This is a genomic window from Pseudomonas fungipugnans (assembly GCF_029955235.1).
Lineage (GTDB): Bacteria > Pseudomonadota > Gammaproteobacteria > Pseudomonadales > Pseudomonadaceae > Aquipseudomonas > Aquipseudomonas fungipugnans.
Genome location: NZ_JARBWL010000002.1, coordinates 756,574 through 773,341 on the forward strand (window position 1 = coordinate 756,574; position 16,768 = coordinate 773,341).

General features: G+C 62.5%; 14 protein-coding genes and 2 pseudogenes. 2 read left to right on the forward strand and 14 right to left on the reverse strand.

All coding sequences use genetic code 11. The features are described from left to right. Window positions 1-48: 48 nt before the first annotated feature. The 10 genes and pseudogenes from POF45_RS18390 to POF45_RS18435 all read right to left on the reverse strand — a co-directional run bounded on the left by POF45_RS18390 (window position 49) and on the right by POF45_RS18435 (window position 8,063). Complete coding sequence (locus POF45_RS18390) at window positions 49-474, reverse strand: acyl-CoA thioesterase (protein WP_259498612.1); 426 nt, start codon at window positions 472-474, stop codon at window positions 49-51. Then, window positions 467-2,011 carry an HAL/PAL/TAL family ammonia-lyase gene (locus tag POF45_RS18395; protein WP_259498613.1) on the reverse strand — a complete coding sequence of 515 codons (1,545 nt, stop codon included), beginning with the start codon at window positions 2,009-2,011 and terminating at the stop codon, window positions 467-469. Before POF45_RS18395 ends, POF45_RS18390 begins: the two co-directional genes overlap by 8 nt. After that, window positions 1,992-2,939 (reverse strand): lysophospholipid acyltransferase family protein, encoded by a 948-nt coding sequence (locus POF45_RS18400; protein WP_282316340.1) that lies wholly within the window; start codon window positions 2,937-2,939, stop codon window positions 1,992-1,994. The genes POF45_RS18395 and POF45_RS18400 overlap by 20 nt, the downstream gene beginning before the upstream one ends. Then, complete coding sequence (locus POF45_RS18405; RefSeq protein ID WP_282316341.1) at window positions 2,936-3,670, reverse strand: glycosyltransferase family 2 protein; 735 nt, start codon at window positions 3,668-3,670, stop codon at window positions 2,936-2,938. The genes POF45_RS18400 and POF45_RS18405 overlap by 4 nt, the downstream gene beginning before the upstream one ends. Window positions 3,671-3,819: 149 nt before the next feature. Further along, window positions 3,820-5,499: an acyl-CoA synthetase family protein gene (locus POF45_RS18410; protein WP_282316342.1), complete on the reverse strand. Its 1,680-nt coding sequence runs from the start codon at window positions 5,497-5,499 to the stop codon at window positions 3,820-3,822. Beyond that, window positions 5,496-6,041: a COG4648 family protein gene (locus POF45_RS18415; RefSeq protein WP_282316343.1), complete on the reverse strand. Its 546-nt coding sequence runs from the start codon at window positions 6,039-6,041 to the stop codon at window positions 5,496-5,498. Before POF45_RS18415 ends, POF45_RS18410 begins: the two co-directional genes overlap by 4 nt. Next, window positions 6,038-6,292: an acyl carrier protein gene (locus POF45_RS18420; RefSeq protein WP_259498620.1), complete on the reverse strand. Its 255-nt coding sequence runs from the start codon at window positions 6,290-6,292 to the stop codon at window positions 6,038-6,040. The genes POF45_RS18415 and POF45_RS18420 overlap by 4 nt, the downstream gene beginning before the upstream one ends. A 9-nt stretch (window positions 6,293-6,301) precedes the next feature. Further along, window positions 6,302-6,577, reverse strand: coding sequence for a phosphopantetheine-binding protein (locus POF45_RS18425; RefSeq protein ID WP_259498621.1), 276 nt, complete (start codon window positions 6,575-6,577; stop codon window positions 6,302-6,304). Continuing rightward, window positions 6,555-7,368 (reverse strand): annotated as a pseudogene (locus POF45_RS18430) (lysophospholipid acyltransferase family protein). The gene POF45_RS18425 and the pseudogene POF45_RS18430 overlap by 23 nt, the downstream one beginning before the upstream one ends. After that, window positions 7,344-8,063 carry a beta-ketoacyl synthase chain length factor gene (locus POF45_RS18435; protein WP_259498624.1) on the reverse strand — a complete coding sequence of 240 codons (720 nt, stop codon included), beginning with the start codon at window positions 8,061-8,063 and terminating at the stop codon, window positions 7,344-7,346. Before POF45_RS18435 ends, POF45_RS18430 begins: the two are co-directional and overlap by 25 nt. A gap of 358 nt (window positions 8,064-8,421) precedes the next feature. Between POF45_RS18435 and POF45_RS18440 the strand changes: the two genes are divergently transcribed. Further along, the gene (locus POF45_RS18440; protein WP_259498626.1) at window positions 8,422-9,192 is read left to right on the forward strand and encodes a ParA family protein; all 771 of its coding nucleotides are present in this window, start codon (window positions 8,422-8,424) and stop codon (window positions 9,190-9,192) included. Between the two features lie 81 nt (window positions 9,193-9,273). Here the strand turns inward: POF45_RS18440 and trxC are convergent, their stop codons facing one another. Continuing rightward, a complete protein-coding gene (trxC, locus tag POF45_RS18445; protein WP_123435540.1) occupies window positions 9,274-9,708 on the reverse strand; it encodes a thioredoxin TrxC in 435 nt (144 codons plus the stop codon). A gap of 98 nt (window positions 9,709-9,806) precedes the next feature. Here trxC and POF45_RS18450 point away from each other — a divergent pair. After that, window positions 9,807-9,944 (forward strand): annotated as a pseudogene (locus tag POF45_RS18450) (transcriptional regulator); the annotation flags it as partial. Window positions 9,945-9,950: 6 nt separating this feature from the next. Here the strand turns inward: POF45_RS18450 and selO are convergent. Genes selO through POF45_RS18465 form a run of 3 tightly spaced genes read right to left on the reverse strand, consistent with a single transcriptional unit; the run spans window position 9,951 to window position 16,601 of the window. Further along, complete coding sequence (selO, locus tag POF45_RS18455; protein ID WP_282316344.1) at window positions 9,951-11,414, reverse strand: protein adenylyltransferase SelO; 1,464 nt, start codon at window positions 11,412-11,414, stop codon at window positions 9,951-9,953. A 48-nt stretch (window positions 11,415-11,462) separates the two neighbouring features. Beyond that, window positions 11,463-14,822, reverse strand: coding sequence for a mechanosensitive channel MscK (mscK, locus tag POF45_RS18460; RefSeq protein ID WP_282316346.1), 3,360 nt, complete (start codon window positions 14,820-14,822; stop codon window positions 11,463-11,465). 36 nt (window positions 14,823-14,858) lie between these two features. Further along, a complete protein-coding gene (locus POF45_RS18465; RefSeq protein WP_259498630.1) occupies window positions 14,859-16,601 on the reverse strand; it encodes a potassium/proton antiporter in 1,743 nt (580 codons plus the stop codon). Between the last annotated feature and the right edge of the window lie 167 nt (window positions 16,602-16,768).

The following is a 16,768-nucleotide window of genomic DNA, read 5'->3' on the forward strand; positions in this document are numbered from 1 at the left end:
CGCCATGGGGAGTTGCCTGGGCGTCGCAAGCGGTGTCGAAACCGGGGTTCATGGCAGCATCCTTTCAACGGCGTCGGTGAAGATTTTCGGCGAGGCCAGCTGCATTTCGCGGCTGCTCATGTCGACGGCAACCTGCACCGTGCTGGCGCGGGTCAGGCGTTCGCCAGTGGCCAGGTCGCTGATCAGGTAGTTGACCTTCAGCCGGTTCTCCCACTCCACCAGACTGGCGCGCACGTTCAGGGTCTGGCCGAACACGGCGCCGCGCACGTAGCGCAGTTGCAGGTCGATCACCGGCCACGCGTAGCCGGACTCGACCATCGCCGTGTAGTTGTGGCCGATTTTGTCCAGCAGGGCGCAGCGGGCGACTTCCAGGTATTTGACGTAGTGGCCGTGCCAGACCACGTGCATGGTGTCGACATCGAAGAACGGCACGAGGATGTGCGTGTCGGCGTGGATCACTCCCGGACTACGCATGCAGCCTCCAGTGTTGCTCGGCGATGCGTTGCAGGCACAGGCGCAATTCACCTTCCAGCGCACGGTCTTCGATGACGGGCGGGAAGTCCTTGGCCAGTGCTTCGTGCATCTCGGCGAGGGCGGGTGGCAGCGGACGGGCGTCTTCGGCCCGGCTGCGCAGCCACACGCCCTGATTGGCCGCCAGCAGGGTGGCGGCGGCGACTTGCTCGGTCAGCTCCAGCACGCGGATGGCATCGCGGGCGGCGATGGTGCCCATGCTCACCTTGTCCTGGTTGTGGCACTCGGTGGAGCGCGAGAACACGCTGGCCGGCATGGTGTTTTTCAGCGCCTCGGCGGTCCAGGCGCTGGTGCCGATCTGCACCGCCTTGAAGCCGTGGTTGAGCATCGCCCGTTCGGCGCTGGCGCCCGACAGGTTGCTCGGCAAGCCGTGGTTGTAACGCTCGTCCACCAACAGTGCAAGCTGGCGGTCCAGCAGGTCGGCAACGTTGGCGACAAGGTTCTTCAGGCTGTCCATGGCGAACGCGATGTGGCCGCCGTAGAAGTGCCCGCCGTGCAGCACGCGCTCGGCTTCGGCGTCGATGATCGGGTTGTCGTTGGCGCTGTTGAGTTCGATCTCGATGAACGAACGCAGCCAGTTCAGGCTGTCGGCCAACACCCCGAGGACGTGCGGCGCGCAGCGCAGAGAGTAGCGATCTTGCAGGCGATGCAGCGGCGCGGTCGGCGCGTCGATCGCCAGGTCCTTGCGCAGCCACGCGGCGACTTGCATCTGTCCCGGATGAGGCTTGGTGGCAAACAGGCGCTCGTCGAAGTGTTCCGGGTTGCCTTGCAGCGCGACCACGTTCAGCGCGGTGATGCGCGTGGCCAGTTGCAGCAGGTAATCGGCGCGGGCGAAGGCCAGGCAGGCGAGGCCGGTCATCACGGCGGTGCCGTTCATCAGGGCCAGCGCTTCTTTCGGGCGCAGCACCAGCGGCTGCCAGCCCAGTTCGCGATGCACGTCGGCGGCCTGACGGCGTTCGCCACGGAACATCACTTCGCGCTCGCCGGACAAGGTGGCGGCCACATAAGACAACGGCGTCAGGTCACCGCTGGCGCCCACCGAGCCTTCTTCCGGGATCAGCGGCAGAATGTCGTGTTCGAGGAACGCCTGCAGACGCTCCAGCAGTTCCACGCGTACCCCGGACACGCCGTGGCACAGCGACTGCAAGCGTGCCGCCAGCACCGCGCGGGTGGCCTGGGCGTCGAGCAATTTGCCCAGCCCGCAACCGTGGAAGGTGTACAGATGACGGGGCAGCGCCTCGACGTGATGCAGCGGCACCGCGACCACACAGGAGTCGCCGTAACCGGTGGTCACGCCGTAAATCACGCCTTCCTTGTCCAGCAGCGAGTCGAGAAAACGTGCGCCCTTGGCGATGCGTTCGCGATAGGCGGGGTCGCCTTGCAGCTGCGTCGGTGCCTGACGGTTGGCCAGGGCCAGCACGTCTTCGATGCGCAAAGGGAGTTCGCCGAAAGTTATCGGCTCATGCGTTGGCGTCGTCATCGGTCTTCCAGAAAGGGTAAAAGTTGAACCATTGTTGGGGCGCTTCGAGGCAATAGTGACCCAGGCGCTCGGCATAGCGGGTGGCCCACTGATGAATGACCTGCTCGCGGTCGCTGCGCTTCCACGCCACGGCCTCGGTGAACGGTTCGAGGGTCAGTCGATAATCGCCCGTCGGTTTTTTCAGGCACAACAGCAGATTGACCGGGCATTTCAGCAGGCCGGCCAGCAGCCACGGGCCTTGGGGGAACGCCGCCGGGTGGCCGAGGAAATCCACGGTCACGCTGCGCCCGCCATGCAGCGGCACACGGTCGCCGGCAATCGCCAGCCACTCGCCGCGCTCCAGGCGCTCGCTGAGTTGCAGCATGACCACCGGCGTTAACTCGCTGACCTGAATCAGGCGCAGATTGGTCGCCCCGGCCTCGCCCAGCAGGCGGTTGAACTGCTCGGCGTGCTTGGTATGCACCAGCACGTTCATGGTGACTTTTTCGCCGATCTCCGCCAGCGCGCGGCAGACTTCAAGATTGCCCAGGTGCGCACCCACCAGCATCTGCCCGCGAGCGCCACGCAATTGCGAACGCAGCAGGGCCGGGTCGATGATTTCAATCTGCTCGATGCTCAGCTTGCCGTTCCACACGTCGAGCTTGTCGAGCATCGAATCGGCGAAGGCCATGAACTGGCCGAACACCCGCCAATGGGTCGGGCGCAAGTCCGGGCGAGCGGCCCAGTCGGCCAGGCGTTGCTGGTACTGCCAGATACTCTTGCGCGCACTGCGGCCGAACAGGAAAAAGTACAAAACGATGCCGTATAGCAGTGGGCTCAGCAGGCGTCGGCCCAGCACTTTGGCGCACAAGGCGGTGAATTTCATCAGCCGGAAACTGCCGCGCTCCTGGCGGTCGGCCCAGTGTTTTTTATCAATGTTATCGCTCATGTCCGCCACCGCCGCCAGAGGATCGCCGGTGCGCGCAGCAACATGCCGAAGAACAGCCGGGTGTGCATGCTGGAGATCAGCACGTTGTCGCGGAACAGGCGGAAATGCGAGACGCCGTCCAGCGGGTAGTGAACCCTGGTTTGCAGCCACTGCATCGGCTGATTGCGCCACGCCAGGCGTACCAGAATGTCCGAGTCGAAATCCATGCGTTTGCCGATCTTCGCCGAGTCGATCAGCGCCAGGGTCGGCGGCAATGGGTACACGCGAAAGCCGCACATCGAATCGCGGATCTGCAACGACAAGGTGTTGATCCACACCATGACGTGGGTCAGGTAGCGGGCATAGAGGCGACCCTTGGGCACGCTGGCGTCGTAGCGTGGATAACCGCAGATCACCGCCTCGGGGTGGGCGCGGGATTGTTCGATGAAGGTGGCGACGTCGTTCAGGTCGTGCTGGCCGTCGGCATCCACCTGCAACGCATGGCTAAAGCCCAGGCGCGAGGCTTCGCGCAGGCCGGTCATGACCGCGCCGCCCTTGCCTTCATTGGCGGTGAGGCGGATCAGGTAGACGCTGTCGCGCAGCGCCAGTTGGTCAAGGACTTTGGCGCAGGCGGGGCTGCTGGCGTCGTCTACCAGAATGCAGGGCAGATTGCGCGCGAGCAAGGCGTCGACCACGCTGGTGATTGCGGTTTCGTGGTTGTAGACCGGGATGATGGCGCAGGGGTTATGCATCGGGTGTTTCCCCTGGAGTATCTGGTTGATCCCATCGCGGGCAAGCCCGCTCCCACACGGGTCTTGTGTCGATCACAACGTTTGTGGTCGGTGAAGATCCAAGGTAGGAGCGGGCTTGCCCGCGAATGAGTGCGCAGCACTCACCTGACTTATGCATCTGCTGCCTCCAGCAAAATCCGCCCACTGGAGCAGGTTGCCGTCTCATTGCGAAACGCGAAATACAGCTTGCCGCGCTCCTGATCAAAACGCAGGTGCAGCTGGATTTCATCCCCAGGACGCACCAGTTGCTGGAATTTCAGCACTTCCATACCCGCGAACTTTTCCGGCAGTTGCATCAAGTGCTGACCCAGGTTCAGCGCCCAGTCCACCTGCACCACACCGGGCAAAACCGGTGTTTGCGGGAAGTGGCCGCTGAAGTAGGCGAGGTCCGGAGGCACGGCCAGTTGCAGGCTCCATTCACCGTTGGTTTCAACCTGCTCCAGCACCTGCGGCGCCTTCGGGCGCGGTGCCAGCAGCAGGGTTTCGACTTCGGCCTGGGGCAGTTTGCCTTGCGCGTTCAGCGGCAGTTGACGCAGCAGGCGCCAGCGTCGTGGCAGGGCCAGGGCTTCACAGTGTTGGCCCAGGTGTTGGCGCAGTTCCTGGGTCAGGGTGCGACGACCCTGATTGCGCAACGCGTGCAGGCCGGATTCGCTCAACACCAGCAGCGCACCCAGCGAGGCGCGGTTTTCCTGGACGACGCCCAGGCGCGCTTCAGCAACCCAGGCGTGGGCCATCAGCGCCTGTTCCAGCATCGGCAGCGAGATACGTTTTTCTTCCAGTTTGACGATCCGGTCCAGCCGCCCCAGCAGTTCGAAGCGGCCGTCGGCGGCGATCCGTGCGGCGTCGGCGGTGTGTTCGATGTGACCGGCCGGCAAGTACGGCGAGGCAATGAGCAAGGCGCCGTCGCTGTCCTGGCTCAGCTCGACATCGGCGAACGGCTGCCAGAGCGCGTTGCCCTGACGCCAGGCGATACCGCCGGTTTCCGAGCTGCCGAGAATTTCCGTCGGCCATTGCTGCAAGCGCTCATGCAGGCTGTATGCGGCCTCGTTGGGCAACGCGCCACCCGAGGAGAACACCCGGCGCACTGCGCTCAAGGCTGGCCAGTCGAGGTTGTCGCCCATGCGTTTGAGCAGCGCCGGGCTGGCGATCCAGGTAAATGTCGGGTGTTCGCGACTGGCGCGCTGCAGGTCTTCCGGGAAGGCCAGTTGTTTGCGCACGAACGTACGTCCGGCGCACAACGGCCATAGCGCCCGGAACAACAACCCATAAATGTGCTGGGTGGCGACGCTGCCGATGATGCAGGCCTGGCCCAGGTCGGCACCCCACAGTTGCTCCAGCGCCTGGACCTCATTGGCCAGTTGGCGCAGGGTTTTGTCGATGCGTTTGGGTTCGCCACTGGAGCCGGAGGTACACAGGCTCAACTGACAGCGGTCCAGATCCAGCGCAGCCGCCGCGAGTGGCCGCTGGTGATAATCGGCCAGGTGCGCGTCGTCATCCTGATCGGTCAGCCACAGGTCGACTTCCTTCGACCAGCGCTGGCGTGTCTGGGCTTGCAGGTCGGCGGGCAGCAGCACGCTGACTCCGGCGCGCCAGGCGCCGAGCAGGGCAATCGCCAGGTCGGCGGCGTCTTCAAGGTGCACGGCAATGCGTTGCACGCCTTGGGCTTGCAGGCCGGCGGCCAGGCTCAATGCCTGCTCGCACAGCTGCGCGTGGTTCAACGCCGGTCCGGCCGTGACGGCGCGCTCCGGCTGAGCCTTGAGCAACAATTGCTCAAGTTTTATCCAATTCATGGGTGGCCTCGTACCCGTTGTCGTATGAGCCATTCAATGGCAAACATCAGGCCGATCAACCCGTAGGAGATCAGGCCGGTGTACAACATCCACCAACTCAGCGGCGCCCATAGGGTCAGCGCGGCGGCGCACAAACCGTTGCAGAAAAAAAACACACTCCAGGCCACCGTGACCTGGCGCGTATAACGAATGGCCTTGGGTGGCAGCTGCGGCTCGCGCAGGCGAGCCAGGCGCTCGGCCATCGGCGGGCCGTATTTCAGGCTCAGACCGAACAGCGCCAGCATGAAGCCGCTGATCAGCACCGGATACCAGCGCAACAACAGCGGGCTGTCGAACAGCGCCAGCAGCAGGCAAAACACGATGGCGACGATGGCCATCCACAGGCTGCCGGGGCGGCGTTCGCCGGTCAGCGCCCGGGCCAGCCACAGGCCACCGAGCAGCAGCCCGAACTGCCACGGGGCAAAGTGCTCCATGCCGAAATACACCGCAAAGGGGTACAACAGGCCCGCCAGCAGCAGGCCGAGGCCGATCAATCGGCTCATGCGGCCGGTTGAACCAGACGGTAGACCGCCTCGACCACGTCGCGGACGGTGCGCACCGACTTGAATTCTTCGGCGGCGATTTTCTTGCCGGTCTGGCGTTTGATGTGATCAATCAGGTCGACGGCGTCGATGCTGTCGATTTCCAGGTCCTGATACAGGTTCGAGTCCAGGCTCACGCGAGCCGGATCCAGTTCAAAAAGCTCGACCAAGGCATCGCGCAAGGTGTTGAAAATATCGTCACGAGTTTGCATGGTCCGGTCTCAAGCTGCCTGTTTTGCAGTGACGAACGCCGCGAGGCTCGCCACATTGGTGAAGTGATTGCGGGTGTCCTTGGCGTCGGCGTCGATCTTGATGCCGTACTTTTTCTGGATCGCCAGGCCCAGTTCCAGGGCGTCTACCGAGTCCAGGCCCAGGCCTTCGCCGAACAGCGTCTGTTCGCTGCCGATGTCGTCGACACTGATGTCTTCCAGACCCAGGGCGTCGATGATCAGGGCCTTGATGTCCTGCTCCAGGCTAGGGGTGTTCAGATCGCTCATCTTCGGCGAGCTCCTTAGTAAAGTAATGGTGCAAATAGTCGTTGAGCTTGCGCGAAGCCTGAGGTGCAGGGCCTTGTGCGGCGAAGGTCTGTGGGTCTATATCGGCCCCGACACGAAAACTGAAGTGCACCCGGCGTTTCGGGATGCGATACCAGGGTTCGGCCTTGGTCAGCGTGGTGGGGCTGACCTTGATGATTACCGGCGTGAGAATTCTCGCACCGCGCAGGGCGATTGCCGCGGCGCCCCGATGAAAGGCCGGCGCCTGGCCCGGTTGGGTGCGGGTGCCTTCGGGAAAGATGATCAGGGTTTGACCACTTTTCAGGGCGTCCGCCGCCGCGTCCAGCATGTCCATGCTGCCGTCGTTGCTGATGTACTCGGTACGGCGCAGCGGGCCACGGGTGAAGGGATTTTCCCACAGGGTTTTCTTCACCACGCAATTGGCGTGAGGCACCAGGCCGATCAGGAATACGACGTCGATCAGCGATGGGTGGTTGGCGATGATCATCTGCCCCGGCCGACCGAGTTTTTCCGCGCCCTGAATGTCGTAGGTCAGCACGCCGGTACGGGCCATGAAACGGACAAAAAACCAGAACAACCGGGCCACCGTGCGCCGTGCCCGTTGCCGGTGCGCCTGGGCATCGCCGGGCAGGCAACCGAGCAGCGGAAAAACCAGCACGCGCAGGCACAGTCCGCCTAGCCCGAACAGGGCGAAGCTTGCGGCGGTGGCCAGCAGGCGCCAGTAATAGGCGTCGCGGTTTTTTTTCGGTTAGCGGTTGCGTTGCCAGGTCCATACACGATTTTTCCAGGCATGTTGGCAGGTTGACTGCTGGCCGAGCAGGGTGCGCAACAGATTCAGCGCGTGGGGCCAGTGTGATTTGGACAACTCATCCGGGGCGCTGTTCAGGGAGAGCTGCCAGTCGCGACCGGGGGTAATCAGCAGGCCGACGGCATAGGGAAACGGCACGTCGTCGATCCAGGTCGAGTACGCCTCCGGTGGCCGTTCTTCAGTCACCACGAGCAACACCGCCGGTGCGCCTTCGGCCAGCAATGCGGCCGCTTCCAGCATGCCGTGTTCCAGGCCATCGCCTGCGGCGGCGAGGGCGGTCATCTCGCTGGTTTCGCCGCGCATGATCGACCACAAGCCGATGATGGCGTTGTGTACGGAGAGGCTGAACTGGGTCGGCGACAACGGTTCGTCGGCGGCCAGGTCCTTGAGAATGTCAAAGGTGCGTGGGGTTTCGCCGTGGCGGGAAACAAAGACCAGCGGCAGATCCTGCCGACCGTCGGCCAGCGGCCAGCCGACACTGAAGGCCATCCGCGCCAGGCGGCTGAGCCGTCGGCGCTGCATGGCCGGCAGAAACGATACGTCGGGGGCGGCATCGCTGACCGCAAGCACGACCGGTTGTCGGCTCCAGGCCTGCCAATCGTCCACGCTTTCGAGCCCGGGGGCCCATGCGCGCCATTGGGCGATGTTGAAGTTGATCACAAGTTTTATCCCGCCCCTGCGGGCTTCCTTGACGTGGCCAATCGAAAAAATGCGACAAGCCATACGTGGCGCTTAACGCCGAGTGGCGCGCATTATCCCGGTGCGACGGGCCCGTAGCAAATGCTGGTTACATTTTGCTCAATGAAATGTACCGACCGGTCTGCAAAAAGCTGTCGTATTGCCATTATTCACAACGCTGCGGTCTGGTCTGTCAGCTCTATCGGCAATCAGGTGTCGGCTTTGCGGCTTTTTTATCCGCAGAATGCTGCTGACTGCGTAGTCCTGATGCCCGCAAGGTAGCTAAGCAGCGCTCTGGACTACTACACTCGGTCATTCTTTGATACACGGAGGTTTCGACATGCGGCGCGTGGTGTTCAATCAGAAAGGTGGCGTGGGCAAATCCAGTATTGCCTGCAATCTGGCAGCGGTCAGTGCCAGTGAGGGCTATCGCACCCTGTTGGTGGATCTCGATGCCCAGGCCAATTCGACTCAATACCTGACGGGCCTCACCGGCAACGACATCCCCATGGGCATTGCTGACTTCTTCAAGCAAACCCTGTCTTCGGGGCCGTTTTCGAAGAAAAACCAGGTGGATATCTACGAGACGCCGTTCGATAACCTGCACGTCATCACCGCGACCGCCGAGCTGGCGGATTTGCAGCCCAAGCTTGAGGCCAAACACAAGATCAACAAGCTGCGCAAACTGCTTGATGAGCTCAGCGAGGACTATGACCGGATTTATCTTGATACGCCGCCAGCGCTGAATTTCTATGCGGTTTCGGCGCTGATTGCCGCTGATAGGGTTCTGATCCCGTTTGATTGCGACAGCTTTTCGCGCCAGGCGCTGTACGGCCTGCTGGCGGAAATTGAAGAGCTGAAGGAAGACCACAACGAAGGGCTGGAGGTTGAAGGGATCGTCGTCAATCAATTCCAGGCCCGCGCCAGCCTGCCACAGCAGATGCTTGACGAGCTGATCGCCGAAGGTTTGCCGGTGTTGCCGGTGTACCTGGGCAGTTCGGTGCGCATGCGAGAGTCGCATCAGGCCAACACGCCGCTGATCCATCTCGATCCACGGCACAAGCTGACGCAGCAGTTTGTCGAGCTGCATAACTTGCTGGAAAGTGCCTGATTCCTACAGGCGATCCGGAACCCCTGTGGGAGCCAGCAAGCTCGCTCCCACAGGGGAGTTGCAGTGGCTTCAGGATTGCAATCAGATCCCCTGACTACGCAACCAGCTCATCAACTGCGGTAACGGAAACGCCCCGCTCTGACGGGCCACTTCCCGGCCGTTCTTGAACAGAATCAGGCTCGGAATGGAGCGAATCCCCAGCTGCGCCGACAGCTGCTGGTTCGCCTCGCTGTCCAGCTTCGCCAACCGACACTTGCCCGCCAACTGCCCCGCCGCCTGCTCGAATACCGGCGCAAACGACTTGCACGGCCCGCACCAATCCGCCCACACGTCCACCAGCAACGGCAGATCGCCCTTGATCTGGCTGGCGTAATCGCCTTGCTTCAATTCGAAGGGTTTGCTCAGTAGAACCTCGGCCTTGCAGCGGCCACATTTTGGATGGTCGCTGAGGCGCTCGGCGGGGATGCGGTTGAGGCCGTTGCAGTGGGGGCAGGGGATAAGGAGTGGGTCAGTCATGATGAGGTCCAGTAGTGAAGCCGATGACTTCTATGTGGAGACGTTTGCTCATGTTTTCAATCGTGCAGTCTTTGGCGAGAAAACCAGGCTGAGTCGTGTTGACCCAGAGCGACCTGCCCGGTGTCGGTCCTCAATCGGTCGTTTCGGAGATACTGAGCGCAAAACGCCAACTCAACCTGCGGCAGATTCGCGGGTTGGCTGAACGTTTTGCAGTGTCGGTGGAAGTGTTCATCTGATAACCCTCAGGACGAACAACTGATCTCCAGATGCTTGCCCCACTCGGGCGGTCGCTCTGCATAGCTTCCCATCCCCGGCTGTTCCTCGAACGGCTTGCTCAACACCGCGTGCAGTCGGCGAACTTCTGTGTAGTCGCCGCTTTCTGCCGCATCGATGGCCTTCTGCGCCAGGTAGTTGCGCAGGATGTACAGCGGATTGACCGCATGCATCCGTTCACGTCGCTGCGCCTGGTCCGCTTCGCCTTCGCGGGCGACGCGGGCGATGTACAGCTCGCCCCAGGCATCGAAGCCCTTGATATCGACGAAGTCATCCCGCAGCCGGGCGAGCGCCAGCGCTGGTGATTCGTCGCCCAGCCGGCGGAAGAACAGGGTGTAATCGACGCCGCTGTTCTGCATCAGTTGCAGCAGGCGCTCCAGCAGTTTCTGGTCTTCATCTTCCGCAGTGCTGAGGCCGAGGCGGCGGCGCATCAGGTCCAGGTAATGGGCCTGGTACAGCGGCAAGTACAGGCCAAGCGTCTCGCGCAGGGCGTCGACGCTGATGAACGGCGTCAGCGCCTGGGCCAGGGCGCTGAGGTTCCATTGGCCGATGGGCACCTGGTTGCTGAACGAGTAGCGGCCCTGATCATCGGAGTGGTTGCAGATGAAGTTGGCGTCGAAATCGTCGAGGAAGGCGAACGGGCCGAAGTCGAAGGTGATACCGAGGATCGACATGTTGTCGGTGTTCATCACCCCGTGGCAGAAGCCATAGGCCTGCCACTTGGCGATCAGTTCGGCGTTGCGCTCGACGATCTCACGAAACATCGCCAGATACGGTTCGGGCTGTTCCAGGCACTCGGGGAAGTGCATGGCCAGCACGTGCTCGCCGAGGGCTTTCTGCTGTTCGGGGCGTTTGGTGTAGTAGAAATATTCGAAATGGCCGAAGCGCACGTGGCTCGGCGACAGGCGCAGGACCATCGCTGCGCGTTCCTGCTTCTCGCGCCATACCGGCGTGTCGGAACCGATCACGCACAGGGCGCGGGTGCTTGGGATATTCAGTGCGTGCAGCGCTTCGGAGGCAAGGAATTCGCGAATCGAGGAGCGCAGCACCGCCCGTCCGTCGCCCATGCGCGAATAAGGCGTCTGGCCGGCGCCCTTGAGGTGCAGGTCCCAATGCTCGCCGGCTTCATTATAGACCTCGCCCAGCAACAGGCCGCGCCCGTCACCCAATTGCGGGTTGTAGGAACCGAACTGATGCCCGGAATAGACCATCGCCCGTGGCTCGGCTTCGGCCCAGAGCTTGTGACCGCCGAACAGCTCGGCGAACACCGGCGTCTCGGCTGCCGACGGGTCCAGGTCCAGCAGCGCCATGGCGGCGGGGCTGGCGACCACCAGTCTGGGGGCGTCGATGGGCTCGGGCAGCACGTGGGTTGAGAACGCGTCGCCCAGGCGGGCGAAGCGATTGTCGAAGGTCAGTTCGTCGAGGGCTTTCAACGGCCATCTCCAGCAGAATGTCCGAGCATTCTGCTAGGGATAAGGCGCTTAGTCGAGTTTGCTGGTCGGCGGCTCTTCGATGGGCGGTTCTTGTTGCGGCTTGTCCGGGGAGGCGATGGTTTTGTTCTCGTCCTCGACCGGCACCAGTTTGTATTCCTGGCCATGCAGGTTCTTCAGATAAACCTCCATCTGGCGGAACGAGATGTTGATGTGCTGCTTCTTGAACTCGCGGTTGATGAAGCGGTTGACCTCGTCGATCACCGGGTTGCGGTCACCCAGGTCACGCACATGCATACGCAGTTCGTGGTCGAGGGTGCTTTCGCCGAAATTCAGGAAGTACACGTGCGGCTCGGGCTCCTTGAGCACGCGCGGGTTTTCCCGGGCGGCTTGCAGCAATAGGGCCTTGACCAAATCGAGGTCCGAACCGTAATCGACGCCGAGCTTGAGCGTCACCCGGGTGATGGTGTCGGTCAGCGACCAGTTGATCAGTTGCCCGGTGATGAATGTCTTGTTTGGGACAATGATGTCCTTGCGGTCGAAGTCGGTGATGGTCGTGGCGCGGATGCGGATCTTGCTCACCGTGCCCGACAGGTTGCCGATGGTGATGGTGTCGCCGATCCGCACCGGGCGTTCGAACAGGATCATGATGCCGGAGATGAAGTTGGCGAAGATTTCCTGCATCCCGAAACCGAGCCCCACCGACAGCGCCGCCACCAGCCATTGCAACTTGTCCCAGCTCACGCCGAGGGTGGACAGGGTGGAGACGAAGCCGACGCCGGCAATCACATAAGACAGCAGCGTGGTGGTGGCGTAGGCACTGCCCTGAGCCAGGTTGAGCTTGGACAGCACCAGTACTTCAAGCAGGCCGGGCAAGTTGCGCGCCAGGGCAAAGGTGATGCCGATGATGATCAGCGCACCGAGCATGTCGCCGATGCTGATCGGCACCATGCTCATGTTGGCGCCGGTGCCGCTGGTGTATTCGTAGAGGGTGATGTTGTCCAGGTACGAGAACACCGAGATCAGGTCCGACCAGACCCAATACAGCGCCGCGATGAAGCCGCCCAGCAGCGCCAGACGGATCAGGCGCAGCGACTGCTCGTTGACTTTCTCGATGTCCAGGGTCGGTTCTTCGATCACCGCCTCGCCGTCGCCGGCCTCTTTCGCCGCCTGCCGTTTGGCCAGGGCACGCTGGTAGGCCAGGCGTCGTGCGGCAACGCTCAGGCCGCGCACGAACGTGGCTTCGATCACCAGCCAGAACATCAGCAGGTACAGGGTGTTGATCAGGCGGTCGCTGAGTTTCAGCGCGGTGTAGTAGTAGCCGAAGCAGACGGCCACGAACAAGGCGATCGGCAGCGCGGTGAATGCCACCCCCACCGCCTTGCGCAGCAGCGAGGCATTCTGGTGCGCCGGGCTGCTGATCAGCAGGCGGCTGAGTAGCCAGGCCATCAGCGCATAGCAGGTCAGCACCACCGGCATGCCCAGCACGTCATCGGCCAACGCCGCTGGTTGCAGCTCGGCAACCGCCACCACCGCCACCAATGCCAGCACGACGAGCCCGAGTCGGCGTACCCAGCCCTGGAGGAATTCGACCTGGGGTTTTTCCCAGCGGAAATGCAGCTCGGCCACGCCGCCCGGCGCGAGAATCCGGTAAGCCGTATAGAACACCAGCCAGGCCCCGGCGATTTGCAGCAACGCTGCGCCCATGTTGACGTTCTGCCCGCGGGCGTCGATCTGCAAGGCATAGCCGCACAGCGCCAGCGCCAGTGACACCGGCATGGCCAGCAAAATATTGATCAGAATCGCCTGCGGTGTGTGCCACTGGCTGTCGCGCTTGAAGTGGCCGATGTCCTGGTGAACCTTGTTCAGGCGCGAGTACAGACTTTTGCGCCGCCACAGCAAGGCACCGATCAGCAACACCAGCGGCAGGAACAGCAGGGGACGCTGGGTCAGGCCGTCGCTCAGTTCACTGAGGCTTGAGGCCCAGGGCAGGGTGGTGACTTGCCGTTGCAGGCGCTCCGGCACGGCGCGCAGCCATTCCAGATCCAGTGGCTTGTTGCTCGGAATCCAGAACATCTGCTCGTCGAGGGTCGCCCGCAGGCTTTGCGTGGTGCTGAGCAGTTGTTTCTGATTGAGCTGCAAGGTGATGGACTGGTTGAGCACTGCGCTCAGTTCGCGGTTAAGGCGTTCCAGCAGATCGGCGCGGGTGTTGGCCAGTTCCAGCAGGCTCTTGCGCAGTTGCGGGGTGACTTGTTCCGGCGGCTGAGTGGCCAGCAGGTTGTCGACGTAGCTCGCCGGGTTGCTGAGCAGTTCCCGCGTCTGGCTGACTTCGAATTGATACAGGCGAATGTCAGCGATCTGGTCCGCGAGGTCGCGGTCGACCTTGAGGCGCGGCAGGGTCTGTTTCTGTTTGTAGAGAATCTTCGACAGCAGCAGGCTGCCTTTGAGGACGTTGATCTGCTCGTCCAGGGCCGCATCGCTCTGGGTCACGCTGTCCAGTTGCTGCTTGGTCTGCAGGTTCTGCTGGGTGATGGCGTTGAGGCGGTCAGTGTTTTTCAGCAGGTAATCAGACAGTTTCAGGTTTGCTGCACTTTCGGTGGCCAGCAAACTGCTGCTGCCGGACTTTTGCGCTTCGATGGACTGCTGGGTCACCGTCTCCTGGGACAGCAGCAGACGCTTCTGGTTGATCAGGGTTTGCAGCTCCTGGATTTCCTGATCCTGGCGGGCGACTTTTTCCGATAGCACGTCGTGCTGGCTGTTGCCCAGGTCCTGCAACTGGCTGTTGCCGGCCAGCTCCTGGCGACGCAGCGGGATCAGCGCGTTCAGCGCTGCCAGCTCGGCGTTGAGCTGGTCTTTTTGCTCGCTGCTCAGGGTCTTGCCGTTGTCCCGGCCGGCCTTGAGCGTGTTGTTGATCTGCTGAATGCGCGTCTGGCTGCTGGCGATCTCGGCCTGTGCACGCTCGGGGCGGGTCTGGGCGGTGATGATCAGGCTGTTGGCGTCGGCCAGGGCTTTTTGCAGATCGCTTTGCTGGGTCGAACGCTCGGTGAGCATCTGCTCGAGCTGCGGGATCGGCAGGTTGGCATAACGCTGCTCGACCGGCACCGCTTTGGTGCTCTTGAGTCGGGCCAGTTCGCGCTGGTTATCGATGTTCTGACGCGGCGCGGTGGCCAGTTGCTGCTTGAGGTCAGTCAGCTTCTGGTCGTAGTCACGCCGGTTGTTGAGTTGGGTGAGGGTGTTTTGCAGGACGGTCTGCAGGGCTTTCTGATCGGCTTCCGGCAGTTTGCGGTCGGCGATCTTGTCCAGGCTCGCCTGCACGGCTTCGCTGGAGGGCGGTTCGGCGGCTTGCAGCGTACCGACGGAGAGACTCAGGCCCAGCAGGGCAATGGCGAACAGGGAGCGCAGGGTAGGCATAGAGACCGGTCGGAGCTAGGTGAAAAGAATGGCAGTTTAGAGGAACAAACCCGGACCCGGGCGACTTCCTTCGGGGAATCTGACGCCGACTTTGCCGATCTTGTTCCCGTCCATGACCGCGACTGTCCAGATGGTGCTGTTCCATTCCACCTGGTCGCCAACGACTGGCGCGCCGCCGACTTTCTGGGCAATGAAGTGACCCAGGGACATGCCCGGATCGATGCCGTCGACTTTCAGCCCGTACAGTGCCGCAACCGCGGCCAGCTGGGCGTCTCCTTCGAGCACGAAGTCGCCGAAGAAGCGCAGATCCAGGCCCCGTTGCGGTGCCTGGCTGAACAGTTTTCCGAGGGCCGGCAAGTTGTGTTCGTGGCCGATTACGCACAGCAAATCATCGACTTCCAGCACCGTACTACCCGACGGATGGAGCAGTTGCTGGCCACGAAACAGCGCCGCGATACGGGTGCCTTCGGGCATTTTCAGCTCGCGAAGCGGTGAACCGATGCACCATTTCTCGGCACCGAGGCGATAAACGAACAGCTCCCACTCGCTGGTGACGTGCACTTCCAGCGCCGAGCGGGAGATCGGCGCCGGCTCTGGCGGCACCGTGACTTTCAACAGTTTGGCCACCCACGGCAGGCTCGTGCCCTGCACCAGCAGCGACACCAGCACGATAAAGAACGCCAGGTTGAAGTACAGCTGCGCATTGGGCAGCCCGGCCATCAGTGGGAACACCGCCAGAATGATCGGCACCGCGCCGCGCAGACCGACCCAGGAAATGAACGCTTTTTCGCGACCGTGGAACGCCTTGAACGGCAGCAGGCCGACCATCACCGACAGTGGCCGGGCGAACAGAATCATCCACAGCGCCAGGCCCAGCGCGGGCAGGGCAATGGGCAGCAAGTCATGGGGCGTGACCAGCAGGCCCAGCACCAGGAACATGCCGATCTGCGCCAGCCAGGCCATGCCGTCGAGCATGTGCAGGATGCCGTGGCGGCTGCGTACCGGACGGTTGCCGATCACCAGGCCGCACAGGTACACCGCCAGGAAGCCGCTGCCGTGCAGGGCGTTGGTCAGGGCAAACACCAGCAGGCCGCCGGCGATCACCAGAATCGGGTACAGGCCGTTGGCCAGATTGATGCGGTTGACCAGTTGCAGCATGACCCAGCCGCCGCCCAGGCCGATCACGCCGCCGATGCCAAACTCGCGGATCAGGTGCCCCAGCAGGCTCCATTCCAGACCGGTCTGGCCGCTGGCGAGCATGTCGATCAGGGTCACGGTGAGAAACACCGCCATTGGGTCGTTGCTGCCGGATTCGATTTCCAGGCTGGCGGTCACCCGTTCGTTCAGGCCCTTGCCGCCCAGCAGCGAGAACACCGCCGCGGCATCGGTGGAACCGACGATGGCGCCGATCAGCAGGCCCTGAATGATATTGAGGTTGAACAGCCAGGCGGCAGCCATGCCGGTCAAACCGGTGGTGATCAGCACGCCCACCGTGGCCAGCGATAACGCCGGCCAGAGCGCCACGCGGAAACTCGCCACCCGGGTGCGCAAGCCGCCATCGAGCAGGATCACCGCCAACGCCAGGTTGCCGACCAGATAGGCCGTCGGGTAGTTATCGAAAATAATGCCGCCGCCATCGACCCCGGCGGCCATGCCGACCGCGAGGATGATCACCAGAATCGGGATGCCGAGACGCGACGAAAGAGAACTCACCAGAATGCTCGCACCTACCAGCAACGCGCCGATCAAGAACAGGCTGTTGATGGTCGTCGCATTCAAAGGCAGTACTCCAGAAAGCTGAAAGGCGGGCACAAACTGACCATGCAGTCTGCGTGCCAGCCGATTCTAACCTGTTGAAATGTGATGCTGTCAAAAAGCTTTTGGTCCTGCGGACCTTCGCGAGCAGGCTCGCTCCCACAATGAATCTGTGTTGTACACAAACGATG